22 protein-coding genes and 1 tRNA gene are annotated in these 22,175 nt (G+C 73.6%); 11 read left to right on the top strand and 12 right to left on the bottom strand.

Annotated elements, in window-relative coordinates; genetic code table 11:
* Positions 1–126: 126 nt before the first annotated feature.
* The 4 genes from ACWDBE_RS29710 (at position 127) to ACWDBE_RS29695 (ending at position 3,981) form a co-directional block, all read left to right on the top strand.
* The gene (locus tag ACWDBE_RS29710; RefSeq protein WP_449809557.1) at positions 127–858 is read left to right on the top strand and encodes a class F sortase; all 732 of its coding nucleotides are present in this window, start codon (positions 127–129) and stop codon (positions 856–858) included.
* A 212-nt stretch (positions 859–1,070) separates the two neighbouring features.
* Entirely contained in the window at positions 1,071–1,958 is an 888-nt protein-coding gene (locus tag ACWDBE_RS29705) for a hypothetical protein (RefSeq protein WP_449809556.1), read from the top strand.
* Complete coding sequence (locus ACWDBE_RS29700) at positions 1,955–2,779, top strand: response regulator (RefSeq protein ID WP_449809555.1); 825 nt, start codon at positions 1,955–1,957, stop codon at positions 2,777–2,779. Before ACWDBE_RS29705 ends, ACWDBE_RS29700 begins: the two co-directional genes overlap by 4 nt.
* Positions 2,776–3,981 carry a sensor histidine kinase gene (locus tag ACWDBE_RS29695; RefSeq protein WP_449809554.1) on the top strand — a complete coding sequence of 402 codons (1,206 nt, stop codon included), beginning with the start codon at positions 2,776–2,778 and terminating at the stop codon, positions 3,979–3,981. Before ACWDBE_RS29700 ends, ACWDBE_RS29695 begins: the two co-directional genes overlap by 4 nt.
* A 63-nt stretch (positions 3,982–4,044) precedes the next feature.
* On the opposite strand, the gene ACWDBE_RS29690 is transcribed toward ACWDBE_RS29695, so the two are convergent.
* A tRNA-Thr gene (locus ACWDBE_RS29690) sits at positions 4,045–4,118 on the bottom strand.
* A gap of 283 nt (positions 4,119–4,401) precedes the next feature.
* Between ACWDBE_RS29690 and ACWDBE_RS29685 the strand changes: the two genes are divergently transcribed.
* The 3 genes from ACWDBE_RS29685 (at position 4,402) to ACWDBE_RS29675 (ending at position 7,090) form a co-directional block, all read left to right on the top strand.
* Positions 4,402–5,493, top strand: coding sequence for an ABC transporter ATP-binding protein (locus tag ACWDBE_RS29685; RefSeq protein ID WP_449790974.1), 1,092 nt, complete (start codon positions 4,402–4,404; stop codon positions 5,491–5,493).
* A gap of 210 nt (positions 5,494–5,703) precedes the next feature.
* Positions 5,704–6,159 carry a hypothetical protein gene (locus tag ACWDBE_RS29680; RefSeq protein WP_392867866.1) on the top strand — a complete coding sequence of 152 codons (456 nt, stop codon included), beginning with the start codon at positions 5,704–5,706 and terminating at the stop codon, positions 6,157–6,159.
* Between the two features lie 139 nt (positions 6,160–6,298).
* Positions 6,299–7,090, top strand: coding sequence for a nucleotidyltransferase family protein (locus ACWDBE_RS29675; protein ID WP_449790973.1), 792 nt, complete (start codon positions 6,299–6,301; stop codon positions 7,088–7,090).
* A gap of 169 nt (positions 7,091–7,259) precedes the next feature.
* Here the strand turns inward: ACWDBE_RS29675 and ACWDBE_RS29670 are convergent, their stop codons facing one another.
* From ACWDBE_RS29670 to ACWDBE_RS29640, 7 genes are all read right to left on the bottom strand, one after another.
* Positions 7,260–8,921 (bottom strand): DoxX family membrane protein, encoded by a 1,662-nt coding sequence (locus tag ACWDBE_RS29670; protein ID WP_449809553.1) that lies wholly within the window; start codon positions 8,919–8,921, stop codon positions 7,260–7,262.
* A 204-nt stretch (positions 8,922–9,125) separates the two neighbouring features.
* Positions 9,126–10,118: a 23S rRNA (guanosine(2251)-2'-O)-methyltransferase RlmB gene (rlmB, locus tag ACWDBE_RS29665; RefSeq protein ID WP_449788311.1), complete on the bottom strand. Its 993-nt coding sequence runs from the start codon at positions 10,116–10,118 to the stop codon at positions 9,126–9,128.
* Positions 10,119–10,255: 137 nt separating this feature from the next.
* Positions 10,256–11,650: a cysteine--tRNA ligase gene (cysS, locus tag ACWDBE_RS29660; protein WP_449809552.1), complete on the bottom strand. Its 1,395-nt coding sequence runs from the start codon at positions 11,648–11,650 to the stop codon at positions 10,256–10,258.
* A 94-nt stretch (positions 11,651–11,744) separates the two neighbouring features.
* Positions 11,745–12,140, bottom strand: coding sequence for a PPOX class F420-dependent oxidoreductase (locus ACWDBE_RS29655; RefSeq protein ID WP_449788313.1), 396 nt, complete (start codon positions 12,138–12,140; stop codon positions 11,745–11,747).
* A 141-nt stretch (positions 12,141–12,281) separates the two neighbouring features.
* Positions 12,282–12,812, bottom strand: coding sequence for a 2-C-methyl-D-erythritol 2,4-cyclodiphosphate synthase (gene ispF, locus ACWDBE_RS29650; RefSeq protein ID WP_449788314.1), 531 nt, complete (start codon positions 12,810–12,812; stop codon positions 12,282–12,284).
* Entirely contained in the window at positions 12,802–13,557 is a 756-nt protein-coding gene (ispD, locus tag ACWDBE_RS29645) for a 2-C-methyl-D-erythritol 4-phosphate cytidylyltransferase (RefSeq protein ID WP_449809559.1), read from the bottom strand. The genes ispF and ispD overlap by 11 nt, the downstream gene beginning before the upstream one ends.
* Before the next feature lie 297 nt (positions 13,558–13,854).
* Positions 13,855–14,337 (bottom strand): CarD family transcriptional regulator, encoded by a 483-nt coding sequence (locus ACWDBE_RS29640; RefSeq protein WP_014136563.1) that lies wholly within the window; start codon positions 14,335–14,337, stop codon positions 13,855–13,857.
* Between the two features lie 427 nt (positions 14,338–14,764).
* Here ACWDBE_RS29640 and ACWDBE_RS29635 point away from each other — a divergent pair, with 427 nt between their 5' ends.
* Complete coding sequence (locus ACWDBE_RS29635) at positions 14,765–15,421, top strand: DUF461 domain-containing protein (RefSeq protein ID WP_449788315.1); 657 nt, start codon at positions 14,765–14,767, stop codon at positions 15,419–15,421.
* 101 nt (positions 15,422–15,522) lie between these two features.
* Here the strand turns inward: ACWDBE_RS29635 and ACWDBE_RS29630 are convergent, their stop codons facing one another.
* Entirely contained in the window at positions 15,523–16,218 is a 696-nt protein-coding gene (locus tag ACWDBE_RS29630; RefSeq protein ID WP_392867887.1) for a response regulator, read from the bottom strand.
* Positions 16,219–16,220: 2 nt separating this feature from the next.
* Positions 16,221–17,606, bottom strand: coding sequence for a sensor histidine kinase (locus ACWDBE_RS29625; protein ID WP_449788316.1), 1,386 nt, complete (start codon positions 17,604–17,606; stop codon positions 16,221–16,223).
* A 306-nt stretch (positions 17,607–17,912) separates the two neighbouring features.
* Between ACWDBE_RS29625 and phoU the strand changes: the two genes are divergently transcribed.
* Complete coding sequence (gene phoU, locus ACWDBE_RS29620; protein WP_449788317.1) at positions 17,913–18,602, top strand: phosphate signaling complex protein PhoU; 690 nt, start codon at positions 17,913–17,915, stop codon at positions 18,600–18,602.
* A gap of 237 nt (positions 18,603–18,839) precedes the next feature.
* Complete coding sequence (locus ACWDBE_RS29615) at positions 18,840–19,019, top strand: hypothetical protein (protein WP_030288526.1); 180 nt, start codon at positions 18,840–18,842, stop codon at positions 19,017–19,019.
* Between the two features lie 84 nt (positions 19,020–19,103).
* On the opposite strand, the gene ACWDBE_RS29610 is transcribed toward ACWDBE_RS29615, so the two are convergent.
* On the bottom strand, positions 19,104–19,700 hold the full coding sequence (locus tag ACWDBE_RS29610) for a lytic polysaccharide monooxygenase (RefSeq protein ID WP_449809551.1): 597 nt from the start codon (positions 19,698–19,700) through the stop codon (positions 19,104–19,106).
* 276 nt (positions 19,701–19,976) lie between these two features.
* Entirely contained in the window at positions 19,977–20,735 is a 759-nt protein-coding gene (locus tag ACWDBE_RS29605) for a phosphoglyceromutase (RefSeq protein ID WP_392867897.1), read from the bottom strand.
* A 148-nt stretch (positions 20,736–20,883) separates the two neighbouring features.
* On the opposite strand from ACWDBE_RS29605, the gene ACWDBE_RS29600 reads away from it, so the two are divergent.
* A complete protein-coding gene (locus ACWDBE_RS29600) occupies positions 20,884–22,173 on the top strand; it encodes an MDR family MFS transporter (RefSeq protein ID WP_449788320.1) in 1,290 nt (429 codons plus the stop codon).
* The last annotated feature ends 2 nt before the right edge of the window (positions 22,174–22,175 follow it).

Raw genomic sequence — 22,175 nt, 5'->3', positions numbered from 1 at the left:
CAGGTCCAGGCCGGCGTCGGCGATCGCCTCGTCGGCCGCGACCATCGCGAACTGCACGTAGCGGTCGGCCCGGGGGACGTCCTCCCGGCCCCGCCCCGGGGGCGCCCGGGCGCCGGGGCCGCCCCGGTGGCGGGGACCGCCAGCCACCGACGTGCCAAGGACCACCGCCGGGGCCGCCGACGCGCCCCCGGCCCCGGCCCGGGCCCACTGCGCCGCACCGCCTTCGGCACCGCGGGTCTGCTCTGCCTGGTGCTCGGCGCCTCGCTCGCACTGTCCGGCCGGGAGACCCCGGTCGTACGGATCGAGAGCTCCGGACACGGCGCCGTCACCGACACCCCGGCGGCGGCCGCGGGCACCGTCGGCACCCCGCCCGGGTCAGCACCCGGGAACACGCCCGCCCTGAAGCCGTACCCGGCCTCTCCGCCGACCCGCCTGCTGATCCCCTCCGTCGGAGTCGACGCGCCCGTGACCGGCCTCGGCCTGAACCCCGACGGCACCGTCGAGGTGCCGTCGGCCGACCGGGGCGACGAGGTCGGCTGGTACCGCAACGGCCCCACCCCCGGCGAGACCGGCCCCGCCGTGCTCATCGGGCACTACGACACCGTGCACGGCCCGGCGGTCTTCAAGCAGCTGCCGAAGCTGCGGCCCGGCGAGCTGATCCGGATCCGGCGCGCGGACGGCGGCACCGTGGACTTCAAGGTCCGTACGCTGCTCCAGGCCGCCAAGGACGACTTCCCGACCGCCCAGGTGTACGGCGACACGCCCGCACCCGCGCTCCGGTTGATCACCTGCGGCGGCCGGATCGGCGTCGACGGCCACTGGACGGACAACATCATCGTGCTGGCGGACCCGGCTTGACGGCCGCCCGCGCCACCGTCGCGGAACCACCGGCCGCCGCCCGCGCGACCTACGAACGGGGCGGTGCCGGGGGCGGTGACGAGTGGCGCCGCCGGGGGCGCCGACGGGGGCGGTGACGAGTGGCGCCGCCGGGGGGCGCCGACGGGCGACCGGCCGAAGCGCCGCCGCAGAGCAGGAGAGCGCAGGAGAGAGCAGGAGGACGAGCACCGACCGTGGCAGCAACACCACCACCCCGCCGCCGACCCGCCGCCGTTCCGGCGGCCGCCCTGGCCGGCCTGGCCGCCGTCCTCGCCCTCGCCGCCCTGGCCTTCGGCCGGGCCACCCCCGGCGGCCTGCGCGACCAGGGTCCCGGCCAGGTCGTCACGCCGCCGGCGGTGCGCCAACCGCTCTGGCCCGACCTGCCCACCTACCCGCCGCCGGACACGACCGCGGCCGACGTCACCCAGGAACCGCCGCAGCCCGTACCCGACCTGACCGTCCCAGGGCGCGACATCACCGCCGTCGACATCCGCGCCGTCCTCGCCAAGGACCCGAAGGTCGGCGCGGAGGAGCGCCAGGCGCTCGGCTCCTGCACGGGCTGCTCGATCCGCACCCCCGAGTTCCGCGACCTCACCGAGGACGGGCGGCCCGAGCTGCTCGCCGTCGTCACCACCCCCCGTCAGGTCGTGCTGCACGTCTACACCCTCGTCGAGGACCGCCTGCTGCCGATCCTCCAGGTGCCGGTGCTGCCGACGTTCAACGCCGCCACCATCGGCACCGACCTGTGGCTGTACGAGCCGACCAGCGTCGACGCCCGGACCAGCAGCCACTACGCGTGGGACGGCAAGCGGCTCGTCCTGAAGGAACGCCGGGACGAAGGCGTCGGCCTGCTCCCGCCGACCCGCCCGGACAACCGCCTGACGGCCACCCCCACGCCCGACACCGGCCCGGCGGTACGCCCGGTTCCGCAGCCGACGAAACAGGCCGCCCCCGAGGCCGCCGTCCCGTCCCCGCGCGCCGCCCGGCCGACCTCGGCGCCCCTCCCGCCCCCCGTCCCGTCCGCGGCCTCCGCGCCGTCCGCGCCGTCCCCGCCCCTCGTGTTCCCGGAGGCCAAGCGATGAGCCCCACCACCACCGCCCCTCCGCACATCCTCCTGGTCGAGGACGACGAGGTGATCCGCGAGGCCACCCGGATGGCCCTGGAGCGCTACGGCTTCCCGGTCACCACGGCCGCCGACGGCCTGGAGGGACTGGAGGCCTTCCACGCCGTCCGGCCCGACCTGCTCCTGCTGGACGTCATGCTGCCGCTGCTCGACGGGGTCGGCCTCTGCCGCCGGATCCGGGAGGAGAGCCAGCTGCCGATCCTGATGATGTCCGCCCGGACCGACCCGGTGGACGTGGTCTCCGGGCTGGAGGCCGGGGCCGACGACTACGTGGTCAAGCCCTTCGAGAGTGCCGTTCTGGTCGCCCGGATCCGTACCGTGCTGCGCCGCGTCCGCGCCGTCCCGGCGGCCGACGCCCTGCCCGGCGCCCTGCCCGGCGCCCTGCCCGGTGCCCTGTCCGGTGCCCCCGTCGCCGATGCCCCCGTCGCGCCCTCGGACACCCCCGGGACGTCGCAGCCGCCGCAGGCGCCGGAGCCCGCCCCTTCCCCGGCCCTCCGCAGCTTCGACGGCCTCCAGGTGGACACCGACAGCATGGAGGTCCGGGTGGACGGCCGCCTCGTCCCGCTCACCCCCACCGAACTGCGGCTGCTGCTGGAGTTCACCGCCGCGCCCGGGATCGTGCTGGAGCGCTCCACCCTGCTCGAACGCGTCTGGGACTACGAGTGGGGCGCCGACAGCCGGGTCGTGGACGTCCACGTGCAGCGGCTGCGCGCCAAGATCGGCTCCGGTCGGATCGAGACCGTCCGCGGCTTCGGCTACAAGCTGCGGCGCCCGGCATGACCCTGCGCCGCCAGATCGCCACCGCCGTCGCCGCCATCGCCGTCCTGGTGGCGGTGGCCGTCGGCCTGCTGGTCCACCAGGCGATGATCCGTCAGCACGTCGACCAGGCGCGCACCTCCGCGCTCGCCGCCCTCGACTCCGCGCTGGACGCCTACGGCCGCGACATCGAGCCGGCCGCCCGCGGCGGCGCCGTGAACGACCCGGCCCTGCCCGAACGGCTGCGCGCCCTCGCCGCCGGCGGCCGGCACGGCTCACTGCTCGCCGGCGACGGCGCCGGCGAGTCGATGTGGGCGGCCGGGCCGGTGCAGACCGGGGTGCTGTCCGTCCGGGTCGACTTCACCCAGGACCGGCAGGCCATCGCCGACCTGGACCGGATCATCCTGCTCACCGTCGTCGCCGCGGTCTTCACCACCGTGCTGGCCGGCGTGCTCGTCGCCGACCGGATCAGCCGCCGACTGCGCACCGCCGCCACCGCCGCCCGGGGCATCGCCGCCGGCGGCACGGACACCCGGATCGGCGAACTCGTCGACGGCAAGGACGAGGTGGCCGACCTCGCCGCCGCCGTCGACCTGATGTCCCGCACCCTGCACCGGCGGTTGGAGGACGAGCAGCGCTTCACCGCGGACGTCGCCCACGAGCTGCGCACCCCGCTCACCGGACTGGTCACCGCCGCCGAACTGCTGCCGCCGGGGCGCCCCACCCAACTCGTGCAGAACCGGGTCCAGGCGCTGCGCGGTCTGGTCGAGGACCTGCTGGAGGTCTCCCGCCTGGACGCGGACGCCGAGTCCCCCGACCTCTCCGCCGTCCCGCTGGAACGCGCGGCGCGCCGCACCGTCTCCCTCACCGGCCTGGACGTCGCCGTCGAGATCACCGCCGACCGGCAGGTCCGCACCGACCTGCGCCGACTGGACCGCATCCTCGGGAACCTGATCCTCAACGCCCACCGCCACGGCGCCGGACCCGTCCACCTGACCGTCGACGGCCTGCGGATCACCGTCCGCGACCACGGCCCCGGCTACCCCGAGGACCTCCTTCGCCACGGCCCGCAACGTTTCCGCACCAACGCCCCCGAACGCGGCCGCGGCCACGGCCTCGGCCTCACCATCGCCACCGGCCACGCCCGCGTCATCGGCGCCACCCTGACCTTCGCCAACCACCCCGACGGCGGCGCGCTGGCCACCCTCACCCTCCCCCCGGACTGACCCCACCCACGACGAAAGGGCCGGCCCGACACCCGCCGGACCGGCCCTTCCCACCTGCCGCAGAGCCCCCTGTCGGGTTCGAACCGACGACCCCCGCTTTACAAGAGCGGTGCTCTGGCCAGCTGAGCTAAGGAGGCACGGTGGCCGTCCGCGAGGGATCACGGCGGCACCGGGGGCAGTCTACCGGGCGCGGGGGACGGGATGGGGGGATATCCAGGGGTTGGTGGGATGGGTGGACGTGATGGAACCGATGCCGAAATCGGGTCGGGTGGGGGCTGACAAGCGGCGGAAGCGCAGGTAGCGTCGCCGGGAGTCGGCTCGTGTAGTGGTTCAGACCACTGGTGGGCCGGCGGAGCACGAACCCACCCCCTTTACTCGGATCGTCCGGCACGTTCCTGCCGGTGAAGGAGAGCAACGACCATGGCTTCTGTCACGTACGACAAGGCGACCCGCGTCTACCCCGGGGCGGACAAGCCCTCGGTGGACGCGCTGGACCTGGAGATCGCGGACGGCGAGTTCCTCGTGCTGGTCGGCCCCTCGGGCTGCGGCAAGTCGACCAGCCTGCGCATGCTGGCCGGTCTTGAGGACGTCAACGCCGGTGCGATCCGGATCGGCGACCGGGACGTCACCCACCTGCCGCCGAAGGACCGGGACATCGCCATGGTGTTCCAGAACTACGCGCTCTACCCGCACATGACCGTCGCCGACAACATGGGCTTCGCGCTCAAGATCGCCGGCGTGAACAAGGCGGAGATCCGCACCAAGGTCGAGGAGGCCGCGAAGATCCTCGACCTCACCGAGCTGCTGGACCGCAAGCCGAAGGCGCTCTCCGGTGGCCAGCGCCAGCGCGTCGCGATGGGCCGTGCGATCGTCCGCCAGCCGCAGGTCTTCCTGATGGACGAGCCGCTGTCGAACCTGGATGCCAAGCTCCGCGTCTCGACCCGCACCCAGATCGCCGGTCTGCAGCGCCGCCTGGGCATCACCACGGTGTACGTCACCCACGACCAGACCGAGGCGCTCACCATGGGCGACCGGGTCGCGGTGCTCAAGGACGGTCTGCTCCAGCAGGTCGACACCCCGCGCAACATGTACGACAAGCCCGCCAACCTCTTCGTGGCCGGCTTCATCGGCTCGCCGGCCATGAACCTGGTCAAGGTGCCGCTGGTGGACGGCGGCGTGAAGTTCGGCGGCTCGGTCGTCAACATCTCCCGCGAGAACCTGGCCGGCGCCGGCGCCGACAAGACGGTGACCGTCGGCATCCGTCCCGAGCACTTCGAGATCGTCCCGGCGGGCGGCATCGAGGGCGTCGCGGTGACGGTCAACGTGGTGGAGGAGCTCGGCTCGGACGGCTTCGTCTACGGCACCACCCAGATCGGCGGCGAGGACCACGACCTGGTCGTCCGCGTCCCCGGCCGCCAGATCCCGGCACGCGGCGAGACCATCCACGTCGTGCCGATCGCCAACGAGACCCACGTCTTCTCCACCAGCTCCGGCCTGCGTCTGAGCAGCTGACGCGGACCGCGCGTCACCAAGCGTCACCAGTTTCACGACGTGTCACGACACGTCACGGCACGCCCCGGAGCCCGTCGGACCCTCGCGGTCCGGCGGGCTCCGCCCGTACGCCCCCGCGTCAACACGGCAAGGGGACGAAACCGGACACCGTGTCACTCGATGGTGTAACGGAGGGCGATCCGACCCGTACCCACCGCTACTCTCCTGAGGGTGAAGCAGCTGTTGCGCCGTATCGGCCAGACCGTCGCCCTGACCCTGCCGGTCGTCCTGGTGACCACCGGCACCCTCGCCGTGACCCGGGTCCCGTGGGCCCCGCCGACCGGGCTCGACCAGCAGGTCGTGGCGGCGTCCAGCGGCGACGGCGCCGGGATCGGGCGCTCCAACAACGCGGCCGGCGCCGTGGCCAAGGCCGCGGACGGGCTCGCCCCGCAGGAGTCGCTGCGGGTGGCCCTGCTGGACGAGCTGCGCGCCAAGAACCCTTCCGCCGCGCTGGACCTGCTGGAGCGCTCGATGCGCGAGCAGCCCTCGCTGACGCCCTACTGCACCTCGCTGTCCACCGAGTTGGGCAAGGCGGCGGTGCGCAAGTACCAGGGCGACGTCCAGCGGGCGCGCTCCTTCGCCCGTCCGGTCTGCGACGGTTCGTTCGCGGCCGGCGTCGTCGGCTGAGGACGCCGAGCACACCGAGCACGCGAGCACGCGAGCACGCCGAGGACATCGAAGGCCTCAAGGCCTCGAAGTCCCAAGGCCCGGAACCCGAGGCCACCGAGGCGGCGGACGCCCCCGTCCGCCGCCTTATCGTTCAGGCATGAGCGCTGACTCCCGCCCCGCCGCCGACCTCCCGTCCGCCCCGCACCCGCAGCCCCGGCCGACCACGACGCCCGTGACCCAGGCCGTCATCCTGGCCGGCGGCCAGGGCTCCCGGCTGCGCCCCTACACGGACGACCGCCCGAAGCCGCTGGTCGAGATCCCCGGGACGGGCACGCCGATCCTGGGCCACCAGCTGGCCTGGCTGGCCGAGGAGGGCGTCACCGACGTCGTCGTCTCCTGCGGGCACCTCGCCGACGTGCTGGAGGAGTGGCTGGACAAGGCGGACCTGCCGCTGCGGGTGCGCACCGTGGTCGAGGCGGAGCCGCTCGGGCGCGGCGGCGGGCTCAAGTACGCGGCCAAGGCGCTGCCCCGCCCGGACGAGCCCTGGTACGCCACCAACGGCGACATCTGGACCCGCTTCAGCCTGCGCGAGATGGCCGCCTTCCACCACGAGCGGGACGCCGTCGCGACGCTCGCGCTGGCCCGGCCGCGGATCCCCTGGGGCGCCGTGGAGACCGACCAGTTCGGCAACGTGCTGGACTTCATCGAGGCCCCGCCCTCGCCCTTCCTGATCAACGCCGGCCTGTACGTGTTCAGCCCGGAGTTCGCCGAGCTGCTGCCGGACGTGGGCGACCACGAGCGCACCGCCTTCCCCCAACTCGCCCGCGGCAAGCGGCTGGCGGGCTACCAGTTGCCGCAGGGCGTGTACTGGCGGGCGATCGACACCGCCAAGGACCTCACCGAGGCGGCGAAGGAGCTCGCCTCCGGCGCCGGCCGGACCCTCCGCTAGCCCGGACCCCCGCTAGCCCGGACCCTCCGCTAGCCCGGAGCCTCCGGTAGGCCCGGGCCGCCACACCACGCGGCCTCGGTGCCGCGGCACCGCCGCGGCACCGCCCGCGAACGGCGATCGGCCGGGCGCTCCCCCACGGAGCGCCCGGCCGATCGCCGTCACAGGTCCCTCAGGTCGCGGTCGGCGCCCCCGGGTGGGAGGCCCGACCGCCGGACAGGTCGGCCAGCGGCGCGCTGCCCAGCACCCCGCCGAGCAGCCCGCCGGGGTTCGGGCTGGCCTTGGAGCCCGACCCCGCGCCGCCGGCGCCCGGGGTGCCGCGCGACGCGGGAGCGGTGCCGCCCGAGCCGCCCGCCGGGGGCGACGCGGCCGGGGAGGTGCCCGACCCGGCGTCCGCCTTGCCCGGGTGCCCCTTGCCGCTGGGCGTGGGGGTGGCCGGCTTGGCGGACGGCGTGCCGGGCGGCGGGGTGGTCGCGCTCGGGGTGGGGGTGGCGGGGCGCGGCGCGGCGGGCGGGGGCGTGGTGGACGTACCCTTGCCGCCGGGGGCGCCGGACGGGCTGCCGGACGGCCAGACCGGAGTGCCGTAGTCGGTGGCCGGGCGGTCCGGCGCCTGGTGCGCCCGGGCGCCGGTGCGGACGGCGGCGCCGAGCATCGAGCCGAGCAGCAGGGTCAGCCCGACCACGACCGTGGTGACGACGGCGCCGCGGCGCAGCACCCGGCGGCGCAGCGCCCCGGGCGCGTCCGCGCCGAACCGGCGCCAGGCCTCCAGGTTGAGCCGCCCGTCCAGCGAGGCGAACGGCGCCCCGGCGATCAGCAGCGGGCTCCACGCCGCGAGGAAGATCAGGTCCGGGGTGTCGTAGACCGGGACGGCCCGCCAGCTGACGGTGAACAGCAGCGCGGCGGAGAGCGCCATCGCCGCACCGGCGGCGAACCGCTGCCAGAGGCCGAGGACGGTCAGCACGCCGACCACGATCTGGGTGAACGACACCACCAGGCCGGCGCCCACCGGGTGCGCCATGGCGAAGGCCAGCAGCGGCTCGGCGACCTTCCAGGGGTGCAGCGAGGAGAGCCAGCGCATCATCGAGCCGCGTTCGCCGCCGTCGAAGTACACCGGGTCGCAGAGCTTGCTGAACCCGGCGTAGACCGAGAGCGAGCCGAGGACGGCGCGCAGCGGCAGCAGCACCAGGCCGAGGTCGACCCGGCGGCCCGGGTACCAGGGCTGCCTGCCCTCGGCGTCGGCGGCGGAGACCTCGGGCAGCTCGCCGCTCGGGGCCCAGCCGTGCGGCTCGCCGACCGGTCCGACGCCCGCGTGGGTGGCGGTGCCGGCGCCCTCGCGGGGCTGGCGCGGGAGGGTCCTGACGCCCGCGAGGGAGGGGAGCACCTGGGTGTCCGCCTCGGCCAGGCGGACGCCGCCGGCCGGGGTGCCGCGCACGGCCTCCAGCAGCCGGGTGGCCGCCATGTCCCCGGGGGGCGCCTGGCCGGTCCAGGTGACGGCGGTGACCCGGCCCTTGCGGCGCGGCGCGCCGCCGGCCCCGGCCCCGGCCAGCGCCGGGACGGCGGAGGCGGGCACGACGACCTGCGGGGTGACCAGCGGACGGCGGATCAGGCCCTGGTTGGCGTACGGGTCGCCGAACGCGGCGCCGGTGGACAGCAGTCCGGCCGGGGCCTCGATCAGCGGCGCCACCGGGGCGCCGAGCCGGAGCCGGAAGCTCGCCTGGGTGCTGCTGAGCCGCGAAGGGTCCGACTCCACCTTGACGGTGTTGAGGCCGGGGCCCGCGTCTATCCCGGTGCTGCCGTCGCCGAACAGGGGGCGCCGAGGTGTTCTGGTGTCCACGCCCGTCTAACCGGGTGACGGCCGCTTAGGACACTCTCCCGAGTGGATGGACGGCACACACTTGAAGTGATCATGAAAAAAGCGATCGGGCCCGGTCGGGCCCGATCGCCTTCACTCTGTTTGCGGGGAATTCGGAAGATCGCCTGCGTTCCGGACCCCGGCCGTGCTGGGCCCCGGACGCCGCTCAGCGGCGCCCGACGGCGCTCAGCGCTTGGCCCGCAGCCGCGCGGCCTCGTATAGCACGATGCCCGCCGCGACACCGGCGTTCAGCGACTCGGTCAGGCCGGACATCGGGATCCGGACCCGCATGTCGCAGGTCTCCGAGACCAGGCGGGACAGGCCCTTGCCCTCGCTGCCCGCGACGATCACGACCGGCCCGTTCAGCAGGTCCAGGTCGCCGATCTCGGCCTCGCCGTCGGCGGCCAGGCCGACCACCATCAGGCCGGCCTTCTGGTAGGCCTCCAGGGTGCGGGTCATGTTGGTGGCCCGGGCGACGGGCAGCCGGGCCGCGGCGCCGGAGGAGGTCTTCCACGCACCGGCGGTCATGCCGGCCGCGCGGCGCTCGGGGATGACCACGCCGTGCGCGCCGAAGGCGGCTGCGGAGCGGACCACCGCGCCCAGGTTGCGCGAGTCGGTCACGCCGTCCAGCGCGATGATCAGCGGGTCCTGGCCGGCGTCGGCGGCGTCCGCCAGCAGGTCCTCGGGGTGCGCGTACTCGTACGGGGGCACCTGGAGCACCAGGCCCTGGTGGTTCATCCCGCCGGTCATCTGGTCCAGCTGGGGCCGCGGGGCCTCCATCAGCGGGATGCCGCGGTCGTTGGCGGCCTGGAAGGCGTCGCGGACCCGGTCGTCGGTGTCGATGAACTGCTGGACGTACAGCGCGTTGGCCGGCACGTCGCCCTGCAGGGCCTCGACCACGGAGTTGCGGCCGAAGACCAGCTCGGCGCTGCCCGCACCGCCGCGGCCGCCGCGACCGCCGCCGCCGGCCCGGCGCATGCCGGCCCGGGCCTTGGCGTCCCGCTCGCGCTTGAGCGCGGCGTTGGCGGCGCGCTGCTTCGGGTGGCCCTTGCGCTCCTCGCCGGGAGGGGTCGGGCCCTTGCCCTGGAGGGCCTTCCGGCTGTGCCCGCCGGTACCGACAGACGCGCCCTTCTTCGATCCGGGGTTGCGGCGGTTCCTGCGCTGGCTGTTGCCGGCCATGGCTGTACTTCCTGTCTGTCCGGCATGCCCCGGCCGCCCCGGTCTGCCCGGTGGCGGTCGACGGCATGCGCTACGTCATGCGGGAGGGCCGTACCGGTCCGGTACGGCCCACCCATCACCCCGATCGTCGGATGGGGTTACTGGCTGTTGATCGTCCAGCGCGGGCCGGACGGGGTGTCCTCGATCGCCAGCCCGGCCAGGCCGAGCTGGTCGCGGATGGCATCCGCGGTGGCGAAGTCCTTGCGCTCGCGCGCCGCCTGCCGCTGGTCCAGGACCAGGCGGACCAGCGAGTCGACCACACCGTGGAGGTCCTCGCCGCGCTCCGCCCCGGCCCACTGCGGGTCGAGCGGGTCGAGGCCCAGTACACCGAGCATCGCACGGACCTCGGCGAGTCGCGCCACCACGCTCTCCTTGTCGTCCGCGTTCAGGGCGCTGTTGCCCTGGCGGACGGCGGTGTGCACGACGGCCAGCGCCTGCGGCACGCCGAAGTCGTCGTCCATCGCCTCGGCGAAGGCCGGCGGCACCTCGGGCGCCGCGTCGACCGTCCCGCAGCGCTCGACGGCGCGCTGGACGAAGCCCTCGATCCGGCCGAAGCCGGCCTCGGCCTCGCGCAGCGACTCCTCGCTGTACTCGATCATCGAGCGGTAGTGCGGGCCCGCCAGGTAGTAGCGGAGCACGATCGGCCGCCACGCCCGGACCATCTCGGAGACCAGCACCGAGTTGCCCAGCGACTTGCTCATCTTCTCGCCGGCCATGGTGACCCAGGCGTTGTGCACCCAGAAGTTGGCGAAGTCGTCGCCGTAGGCCTTGGACTGGGCGATCTCGTTCTCGTGGTGCGGGAAGATCAGGTCCAGCCCGCCGCCGTGGATGTCGAAGGCGGCGCCCAGGTACTTGTGGGCCATCGCCGAGCACTCCAGGTGCCAGCCCGGCCGCCCGCGGCCCCACGGGGTCTCCCAGCTCGGCTCGCCCGGCTTGGCGGCCTTCCACATCGCGAAGTCGCGCTGGTCCCGCTTGCCGGTCTCGCCCTCGCCCTCGGGCTGGCGCAGGTCGTCCAGCTTCTGGTTGGAGAGTGCCAGGTAGTCCGGGTACGAGCGGACGTCGAAGTAGACGTTGCCGTCGGCCGCGTAGGCGTGGCCCGTCTCGATGAGCCCGCGCATCATCTCGATCATCTCGGGGATGTGCCCGGTGGCCCGCGGCTCGACGGTCGGCGGCAGGCAGCCCAGCGCGTCGTAGCCGTCGTTGAAGGCGCGCTCGTTCTGGTAGCCGATCTGCCACCACGGCGTGCCGAGCTCGCGCTCCTTGGCGATGATCTTGTCGTCGATGTCGGTGACGTTCCGGACGAAGGTCACCTGGTAGCCGCGGTAGGCGAACCACCGCTGCATGATGTCGAAGTTGAGCCCGGACCGGATGTGCCCGATGTGTGGCGCCGACTGGACGGTAGCGCCGCACAGGTAGATCGAGACACAACCCGGTACAAGCGGGACGAAGTCGCGTACCTGGCGGGTGCTGGTGTCGTACAGACGAATGCTCACAGCGTCAAGCGTAGTGGGCAGCAGGGGGTGCCCCGCCACATTCCCCCGGGAAACGGTGGGCTGTGGCGGGGTCGGACGCTGCCGCGGACGCGGCTCAGATGTTGCCGAGCACCTTGCTCGGGGCGAGCCGGACGGTCACCCGGACGTCGTCCGGGCCGTCCATCGTGTACTTGTCCTGGCCCATGTACTTGCCGGCCAGCTCGTCGATCAGCTCCCGGCCGCCCTCGGTGGTCATCGAGACCTCCCCGCGCGCCTCCAGGTACTCGTACGGGCTGTCCGCCGGGTTGATCAGGATCGAGACCCGCGGGTCCCGCACCAGGTTGAGGTGCTTGCGACGGCCCTGGACGGTGGAGAACAGGATGTCGTCGCCCTCCCGCTTGACCCAGACCACGGTGGACTGGGGGCTGCCGTCGGGCTGGATCGTGGAGACCACGGCGAAGCTCTTGGTGTCGAGCAGGGCCTTGGCGCGGTCGGAGAGCTGGGCGGACACGGTTTACCTCTTCTCGTCGGCGGTGCGGCCCGAGCGGAAGTCCCGTACGGGCCCGAGCCGAACAGTAGCGACTCGGGCCCCGCGGACACCGGGTGAACACCCCTCAGGGACGGTTTCTTCCCGCCGCTCGGCGCGGCCGGCTCAACGCCGCTCGTACACCAGGGCGGTGGCGATCGCGGCCAGACCCTCGGCCCGGCCGGTCAGCCCCAGCCCGTCGGTGGTGGTGCCGGAGACGGACACCGGGGCACCGGCCGCCTCGGACAGCGCGGCCTGCGCCTCGGCCCGGCGCCTGCCGATCTTCGGCCGCACGCCGATCACCTGGACCGAGACGTTGCCGATCTCGAAGCCCGCCGCGCGGACCAGCCGGGCCGCCTCGCCGAGCAGCTTCACCCCGGACGCGCCGGCCCACTCCGGGCGGTCGGTGCCGAAGTGGGCGCCCAGGTCGCCGATCCCGGCGGCCGAGAACAGCGCGTCGCAGGCGGCGTGCGCGGCGACGTCGGCGTCCGAGTGGCCGGAGAGCCCGATCCCGGCGTCCGGCCACTCCAGCCCGGCCACCCAGAGCGGGCGGCCGGCCTCGAAGGCGTGCACGTCGGTGCCGATCCCGACGCGGGGGATCACCGGGGCCTGCGGGGCGGCGGGCACCGGAGCGGCGGTCGTCGGGTCAGTAGGCATCGGCGGCCCTCCTGCGGGCGAGTACGGCCTCGGCGAGCACGAGGTCCAGCGGACGGGTGACCTTGAACGCCTCCTCGTGGCCGGGCACCACGACGACCCGGCCGCCGTAGCGCTCGACCAGGCCGGCGTCGTCGGTGACCGCGGGCGCGTCGGCGGTGCCCGCGCCCTCCTCGGCCAGCGCCTTGGCGTGTACCTCGACCAGGGTGGCCCGGTCGAAGCCCTGCGGGGTCTGCACCGCGCGAAGGGTGGCGCGCTCGGGCGTGTCGAGCACCGGCTCGGGGCCACCCGGGTTCGGCTCGACCCGCTTCACCGTGTCGGCCAGCGGCACCGCCGGCACCACCGCCCGCGCCCCGGCCCGGACGGCGGCCGCGACGGCGTCCACCACCTCGACCGGGACCAGCGGGCGGGCCGCGTCGTGCACCAGCACGATCCCGACCTCGTCCGGGATCGCGGCCAGGCCCAGCCGGACCGACTCCTGGCGGGTCGCCCCGCCGGCCACCACCCGGATGTCCTTGTCGTCCAGCCCGTGGCTGTCCAGCAGGGCGACCACCTCGGCCACCCCGTCGGCGGGCGCGGCGACCACGACCAGGCCGACCGCCCGGCTGCGGGCCAGGGCCCGGACGGCGTGCACCAGGAGCGGCACGCCCCCGAGCTCCCGCAGGGCCTTCGGGGCCCCCGGCCCCAGCCGCTCACCGCGTCCGGCGGCGGGCACCACTGCTGCTGCGACTGCTCCTGACGCGTTCAGGTTTCACTCCTTCGGCGAAGTGGGTATGGCCATGGCGTGCCCGGCGGGCGCACCGGGCCCCTTCCGAAGAACCACGGTCCACCGCCCGCCGCACAGCTCCGCAAGCTCCGCACGACAACGGGTGCAGAAACGCTCTTGCAGGCCTGGGCCGGCTGGGGCGGGTGGCGTGGTCCGGACATGCCTCAGCGCCCGAAGTGCCACTGCACCACTCGCGAACGGTTCGTCCGCGGAGTGGTGCGTCGGCACCGGGCGCTGTGAGCGTTGGGCGGCAGCCCGACCGCACTGCGGTGGCGTGCGCTACGAGGCGAGGACCTCGTCGAGCAGCGTCTCCGCCTTGTCCTCGTTGGTGTTCTCCGCCAGCGCGAGCTCGCTGACGAGGATCTGGCGCGCCTTCGCGAGCATCCGCTTCTCGCCGGCCGAGAGGCCGCGCTCGCGCTCGCGGCGCCACAGGTCGCGGACGACCTCGGCGACCTTGATGACGTCGCCCGAGGCGAGCTTCTCCAGGTTCGCCTTGTAGCGACGGGACCAGTTGGTCGGCTCTTCCGTGTACGGCGCCCGCAGCACCTCGAAGACCCGGTCCAGACCCTCCTGGCCGACTACATCGCGCACGCCGACGAACTCCGCGTTCTCGGCGGGCACGCGGAGCGTCAGGTCTCCCTGCTGCACCTTGAGCACCAGGTAGGTCTTGTCCACACCTTTGATCTGGCGAGTTTCGATGGCCTCGATCAGCGCGGCCCCGTGATGGGGGTAGACCACCGTGTCGCCAACCTTGAACGTCATGTGACAGGACCCCTTCCGTGGCTTTCCAGAATAACACGCTTCTCGGCCCACCCGAAGGGCGTTTTCGCAGGTCAGGGCCGGTCTCGGGGCTTGACAAGGACCCCCATGACGTGCTGCGACCAGTGTTCGAGAGGGGCTTCCCGCAGGTCGGAGGCGGTTCCGGGGTTCGGCGAAACCCTTGCGCAACACCCCCGCAACCGTGATTGGATCTTGAGCTTTCACCCCTTTCCGGGTCGCGGCCGAATCGTTATTCGATCTTGGTCGAAGCTTGTCCGTCACGTGACCCGAACATGCCGACCGTACCGCCGGACGGCCCCCGGCGGGCCCCGGGAGCGCGACACGGGGACCACCCCGTGAGGAGCGCATAAACGAGGTCGATAATCTGAGACCTGACCTACCGACACGTGACCTAGGAGAAGCCGCCGCCGTGAGCCGCAGCCTTCGACGCGGCAGCATCGCCGCCATCGCCGCCATCGCCATCGCCTCGCTGTCCTCCTGCGCCGCCGGCAACACGCCGGACACCCTGCAGATCAAGCCGGACAACGCAGCGGCGACCATCGGAACGCACCTCCGACTGAACAACATCGTGGTCGTCACCGGTCAGGGCGCCGTCGGCGACCACACCGGTCCCGCGAACGTGGTCGTGAACATCGCGAACACCGCGGACACCCCGGCCGAGCTCCAGTCCGTCACCGTCGGCGGTGCCGCCACCACCTTCGCGGACGCCGCCGGCGCGCCGCTGTCCGGCATCGTCGTCCCGGCCGGCGGAGCCGTGGCGATCGGCGGTCAGGGCAACCCGACCGCCACCGCCTCCTCCGCGACCGTCCACGTCGGCGGCTTCGCCCCGACCGTCTTCACCTTCAAGGACGGCCAGAAGGTCGAGGCCCAGGCCGCCGTGAGCCCGGACTCGGGCGAGCACGGCCACGGCCTCTACCAGGGTTACGGTCCGACCCCGTCGCCGACCGCCACCCCCGCCAAGACCACCACCCCCGGTGCCACCGCCCCGGCCGCCGGCACCACCCCGGGCGCGCCGACCACCGGTGGCGCCGTCCCGGCCGGCACCACCGCCCCGGCCGCGCACTGACGCCGCACTCCGCTCCGGTGGGCCCGCCCTGGCCCGCCTGAGCGACGCGAAGGCCCCCTCCGGCTGCTGCCGGCGGGGGCCTTCCGCGTGGTCGGGGCGGTTTACGGCTCGAACTTGTAGCCCAGGCCGCGGACGGTGACCAGGTAGCGCGGCGCGCCCGGGTCCGGCTCGATCTTGGCCCGCAGGCGCTTCACGTGGACGTCCAGGGTCTTGGTGTCGCCGACGTAGTCCGCGCCCCACACCCGGTCGATCAGCTGCATCCGGGTGAGCACCCGGCCCGCGTTGCGCAGCAGCATCTCCAGCAGGTCGAACTCCTTGAGCGGCAGGTCGACCTTGGCGCCGTCCACCGTCACCACGTGGCGGTCGACGTCCATCCGGACCGGGCCCGCCTCGAGGGCGCCCGGGCCGTTGCCGTTGTCCCCCGCGCCGCCGTCCTCGCCGCGGCGGCGCAGCACCGCGCGGATCCGCGCGACCAGCTCGCGGGTGGAGTACGGCTTGGTGACGTAGTCGTCAGCGCCTATCTCCAGACCGACGACCTTGTCGATCTCGCTGTCCTTGGCGGTCACCATGATCACCGGGACGTTGGAACGCACCCGGAGCTGGCGGCAGACCTCCGTGCCGGGCAGGCCCGGCAGCATCAGGTCGAGCAGGACGAGGTCGGCACCATTGCGTTCGAACTGCTCCAGGGCGTCGGGGCCGGTGGCGGCGACGGCCACCTCGAAGCCCTCCTTGCGGAGCATGTACGAGAGGGCGTCACTGAACGACTCCTCGTCCTCGACCACCAGTACTCGGGTCACGATCAGGCCTCCGGGGCAAGCTGAGGGGTTGTGTCTGACAGGTGTTGTTCCCGCTCCCCGGCGGGGAGCGAACGGGCCTTGCGGTCCGTGGTGAGGGTCGGGGGTGCGGCGGGGTCGCCGCCCGGCGCGTGGTCCGTCCCGTCGTCGAACTCGTCGTCGGGCTCGTCCTCCACCGGGGCCCGCCCGGCGGGCAGGCGGACGGTGAAGGTCGAACCCTGGCCCTCGACGCTCCACACCGAGACGGTGCCGCCGTGCGAGGCCGCGACGTGCTTGACGATGGACAGGCCCAGACCGGTGCCGCCGGTCGCCCGGGAGCGGGCGGGGTCGACGCGGTAGAACCGCTCGAAGACCCGCTCGCGGTCCTTCTCGGAGATGCCGATGCCCTGGTCGGTGACCGAGATCTCGATCAGCTCGCCGTCCGCCTCCCCGAGCGCCGCGGCGCTGGAGATCCGGCGGGTGGCGATGGCCACCCGGGTGCGGGGCGGGCTGTAGTTGACGGCGTTCTCGACCAGGTTGCCGAGCGCGGCGGCGAGCTGGCCGCGGTTGCCGTGCAGGTAGAGGCCGGCGATGCCGCCCGCCGCGATCAGGATCTGCTTGGCGGCGGCCTGCTGGCGGCAGCGGTCGATCGCCTCGACGATCAGCTCGTCCACCGCGACCGGCTCCGGGTCGACCATCAGCCGGTCGTCCTGGACCCGGGAGAGGTCGATGATCTCCTGGACCAGGCTGGCCAGTCGGGCCGCCTCGACCTGCATGCGGCCGGCGAAGCGCTGCACCGCCTCCGGATCGTCGGACGCGTCGACGACCGCCTCGGAGAGCAGCGACAGGGCACCGACCGGCGTCTTGAGCTCGTGGCTGACGTTGGCCACGAAGTCCCGGCGGACGGCCTCCACCCGGCGCCGCTCGGTCTGGTCCTCGACCAGCACCAGCACCAGTCGGGAGCCCAGCGGGGCCACCCGGACGGAGACCGCGAGCGGCTCCGCCGCGCGGGCCGCGCCCGGCCGGGGCACCTCCAGTTCGACCTGGCGGATCTCGCCGTCCCGGCGGGTGGAGCGGGCCAGCGAGAGCATCTGGTCCACGGCGACGGCGCCACCGCGCACCAGGCCCATCGCGTACGCCGCCGAGCTGGCCTTGACCACCTCGTCGCCCTCGCCCAGGACGATCGCGCAGGAGCGGAGCACGGAGAGTACGGTGTCGACCCCGGGCGGCAGCGGCGGCTCGGGGTGGCCGGTGCCCAGGGACTGGTACCGGCCGGGGTTCCTGCCGCCGGTTCCGCTGTACCGGCCCTTGGCCTGCTCGCGCTCGCTCCAGCGGAAGGCGATGGAGGCGGTGAGGCCGACGCCGAGCCCGGCTATGGCACAGGCAGCGGCGGCGGCCACGTTCACGTCCATGTGGCCAGCGTAAGCGCACGGCCAGGGCACTCCCCAAGCCTGGGATCAAGGCATCGACCACGCGTTGCCGAGAATTCACCTTCAGGTAGCTGCCGATTCACCGGAGCGGCCGTGCACCGTCGCCCTGACGGCGGAAAGTTGGCCAGGCAGCCCGTGTGGGACAGATCGGTGTGCCGAACAGCGGCCACCGGCTCGGGTGTGCGCGTACGATGCGCGCCACCAGCAGCGGTCTCCCGGACGCCGGAACGACGGTCGGACGGGTTGACCGGTCGGCACCGCCACCGACACAGCTACTGAGGAGAGAACATGCGCGACGCGTACCACGAGGAACTCGATGCGATCGGCGACAGCCTGGTCGAGATGGCCCGGCTGGTCGGATCGGCGATGGGCCGGGCCACCACCGCCCTCCTCGACGCGGACCTGGCGCTGGCGGAGAGCGTGATCGCCGCCGACGAGAAGGTCAACGACCTCCACCACGAGCTGGAGAACCGGGCCATCGACCTCCTCGCCCGCCAGCAGCCGGTCGCCACCGACCTGCGCATCGTCGTCACCTCGCTGCGGATGAGCGCCGACCTGGAGCGCTGCGGCGACCTCGCCCGGCACGTCGCCAAGGTCGCGCGGATGCGCTACCCCGACACCGCGGTGCCGGGCGACCTGCAGTCCACCGTCCTGGAGATGGGCCAGCTCGCCCAGCGCCTGGTGGCCAAGGCCGGCCTGGTCATAGCCACCAAGGACGTCGACAAGGCCCTGGAGATGGAGCAGGACGACGACGCGATCGACTCGCTGCACCGCGAGCTGCTGTCGCACCTGATCGACGAGCGCTGGCACCACGGCATCGAGACCGCCGTCGACATCACCCTGGTCGGCCGCTACTACGAGCGCTTCGCGGACCACGCGGTGTCGGTCGCCAAGCGCGTGGTGTACCTGGTGACGGGCGAGCACGTGGCCGAGTTCGTGGCCGCCACCGAGGCCGCCGAGGCCGCGCCGGTCGACTGACCGCCGGTCCCGGCACCGGCGGCGGGCACGGTACCGGCGGGGGCGGGGGCGGTACCGGCGGGCGCCGTGGCCGCCCCGGCTCCCCCCGAGGGGTGTGTAAACCCGTGACGAGGGTGGTGCGGGCGCACGGTCCTCCGTGCGCCCCACCACTGCGCGCCCGTTGACGCCCCCTCCGTTCGGCGGTTTCACTCGACGGTGGGGGCACAGGAGTGCGCCCGTCCTTAGGAGGGAAGCTCGATGAAGGCCAACCCGACCCGACCGGCAACCGCCCACGACACCGTCGAGCCGCCCGCCCCGAAGCTGCTCCCCGTCCTCGCCGCCGGCTGCGGCTGCGGCCCGGGCTGCGGCTGCGGCTGCCAGTCCGGCGCTCCCTGCCAGTGCGGCGGAGCCGACGGCGGCTGCTGCGGTGGCCACTGAGCGGCCCGCCGACCGCGGAGTCCCCGAGGTGCACGGTCTTTCTGCGGCCGTGCACCTCGCTCGTGTCGCCGCCCCCTCGCGGGGTCAGAACCTGACGTCGGTGCAGGAGTAGAAGGCGTTCCCGGTGTCGGCGATCGTCCAGACCGCGACGACCACCTGGTGCCCGGTGCGCCCGCTCGGGATGGTCGCGGTGTGGCTGAGCGTGCTCGGCACCTGCACCCCGCCGTACGGGACGGTCAGGAAGGGCGTCAGGTCCAGGTTGGCCCGGGTGACGGGCTGGCTCGCGTCGTAGCCCGGCTTGGTCATGTAGTACCGGAAGTCCGTGGTCGCGTGCCGGGCGGTGAACGTCCAGGTGAAGGTGAGCTGCCGGCCCGCCGTCACCGGGGTGGTCGGCCAGGCGCCCGCGTGGGGGTCGTCCAGCTCGGCGAAGCGCGCGTTGCCGCCGGCACAGATGGCGCCGTCCGAGGGGCCGAGGGCCGGGAAGCCCTTGGGGCCCTCGACGCTCTGCGGCTCCCACTGGATGTCGCCGCAGTCCCACGGGACGCCGTCGACGTGGGTGTCGCAGAGCGCGGCGCGGCTGGGCGGGGTCGAGATCCAGCCGTGGGACGAGGCCGGGAAGGCGAGGGTCAACGGGATCGCCAGCGCGGCGACGGCCGCCCCGACGATGTGGCGTGTGCGCATGGTGCTCCTCCGTGGGGGTGGATGGAGTGTGCGCCGGGGCGCAGACGCGCGCGTTGGGGGTGCGGCGGCCCGGACGGGGGGAGATCGTGGCATGCCTGCGCCGGTCCGGTGCCCTCACGGTAGGAGCCGCCGGCCGAGCCCGTCAATGGTCTGAACCACTTTGCCGCCTTCCCAACTCCCTTGCCAAGCAATCGAGTTGGCCTCGAACCGACCGAAAACGAACGAAGGCCCCGCCGCCCGGTCTACCCGGGCGGCGGGGCCGTAGCGGCAAGTGGCCTACTTCTTGCCCTGGTTCTTGACCGCCTCGATCGCGGCCGCGGCGGCGTCCGGGTCGAGGTAGCGGCCGCCCGGGGTGACGGGCTTGAAGTCGGCGTCCAGCTCGTACACCAGCGGGATGCCGGTCGGGATGTTCAGGCCGGCGATGGCCTCGTCGGAGATGCCGTCGAGGTGCTTGACCAGCGCGCGCAGGCTGTTGCCGTGGGCGGTGACCAGGACGGTCTTGCCGGCGGCGAGGTCCGGGACGATGGCGTCGTACCAGTACGGGAGCATCCGCTCGACGACGTCCTTCAGGCACTCGGTGCGCGGACGCAGCTCGCTCGGGATCTCGGCGTAGCGGGCGTCACCGGCCTGGGAGTACTCGGCGTCGTCGGCCAGCACCGGCGGCGGGGTGTCGTACGAGCGGCGCCACAGCTGGAACTGCTCCTCGCCGAACTCGGCCAGGGTCTGGGCCTTGTCCTTGCCCTGGAGCGCGCCGTAGTGGCGCTCGTTCAGCCGCCAGCTGCGGCTGACCGGGATCCAGTGCCGGTCGGCCTTGTCCAGGGCGATCTGCGAGGTGCGGATGGCGCGGCGCAGCAGCGAGGTGTGCAGCACGTCGGGAAGCAGGCCCTCGGCGGCCAGGAGCTCGCCACCGCGGGCGGCCTCCTTCTCGCCCTTCTCGTTGAGGTCGACATCGACCCAACCGGTGAACAGGTTCTTCTGGTTCCACTGGCTCTCGCCGTGGCGGAGCAGGATGAGTCGGTACGTCGTGTCAGCCATGGCCCCAGCTTAGTGGGGGCCGGAAAACCCCTGGTGGGGACCTACGACCGCTGTGTAATGTGTGCCCAGCGCATCTGACACTTACATCCGTCGGCTGACCGGGCCTGCCCGCGCCGCTCAGCGGACGCCTGCCCTCGGGAGCCCCCACATGCTCGTCACCGCCCGGTTCCGAAGAGTGCTCCAGGAGACGGCGGGCGGGCTGCCGCGCCAGTTCTGGTGGCTCTGGGTGAGCACCCTGGTGAACAAGCTGGGCGCGTTCGTCGTTCCGTTCCTGGCGATGTACCTGACCAAGGACCGGGGGTACTCGGCCTCCTACGCGGGCCTGGTGGCCTCGCTGTTCGGCCTCGGCTCGGCCGCCGCGGCACTCCTCGCGGGCGTGCTGACCGACCGGATCGGGCGACGCCCCACGCTGCTGGGCGCCCAGCTCGGCACCGCGCTGTTCACCACCGTGCTCGGCTTCACGGACGGCCAGGTGGCGATCGCCGTGGTGGCCTTCCTGGTGGGCCTGTTCAACAACGCCACCCGGCCGCCCACCTCGGCCGTCATCGCCGACCTGGTGCCGCCCGAGGACCGGGTCCGCGCGTACTCGCTGAACTACTGGGCGGTCAACATCGGCTTCGGCCTCTCGGCCGCCCTGGCCGGTCTGATCGCCACCCACGGGTACCTCACGCTCTTCCTGCTGGACGCGTTCTCCACCCTGGTCTGCGCGCTGGTGATCTTCGTCCGGATCCCGGAGACCAGGCCGCAGGTCGCCCCCGACCAGTCGGCGGACTCCGCCGAACCCCGGATCAGCCTGCTCTCGGTGTTCCGGGACGCCCCGTTCATGGCGCTGGTCGGGCTGACCCTGATGCTCGCGCTGGTCTTCCAGCAGGGCAGCACCACGCTGGCCGTGGACATGGGCGCGGCCGGGATCACCTCCACCGAGTACGGCCTGGTCATCGGCCTGAACGGGCTGCTGATCGTGGTCCTCCAGATCCCGCTCACCCGGTGGATGCAGGGCCGTTCGCGGACCGGGCTGCTGATCGCCAGCTGTCTGCTCACCGGCTGGGGCTTCGGGCTGGCGGCGGTGGCCGGGTCCTCGGCCTGGCTGTTCGCGCTCTCGGTGGCGGTCTGGACGGTCGGCGAGATCCTCAACACGCCGGTGATGATGGGACTGGTCGCCGAGCTGGCGCCGGCCCACGGGCGCGGTCGCTACCAGGGCGTGTTCAGCCTCTCCTGGTCGCTCGCCTCGTTCCTCGGCCCGGCGGGCGGCGGGCTGCTGCTCCAGCACGCCGGGCCGGTGGTGCTCTGGACGACCTGCGGGGCGGTCGGAACCGCCACCGCGGCCGGGTACCTGGTGCTGGCCCGCCGGACGGGCGCGGTGGGGCGCCCCCGGCCCGTGGCGACGGAGATCGCGGCGCCCGCGGCGGAGCCGGAGAAGGCCCCGGCGGGCGCCTGAGC

The organism is Kitasatospora sp. NPDC001132 (assembly GCF_053598415.1).
This window is presented reverse-complemented; position numbering and strand designations above follow the sequence as displayed.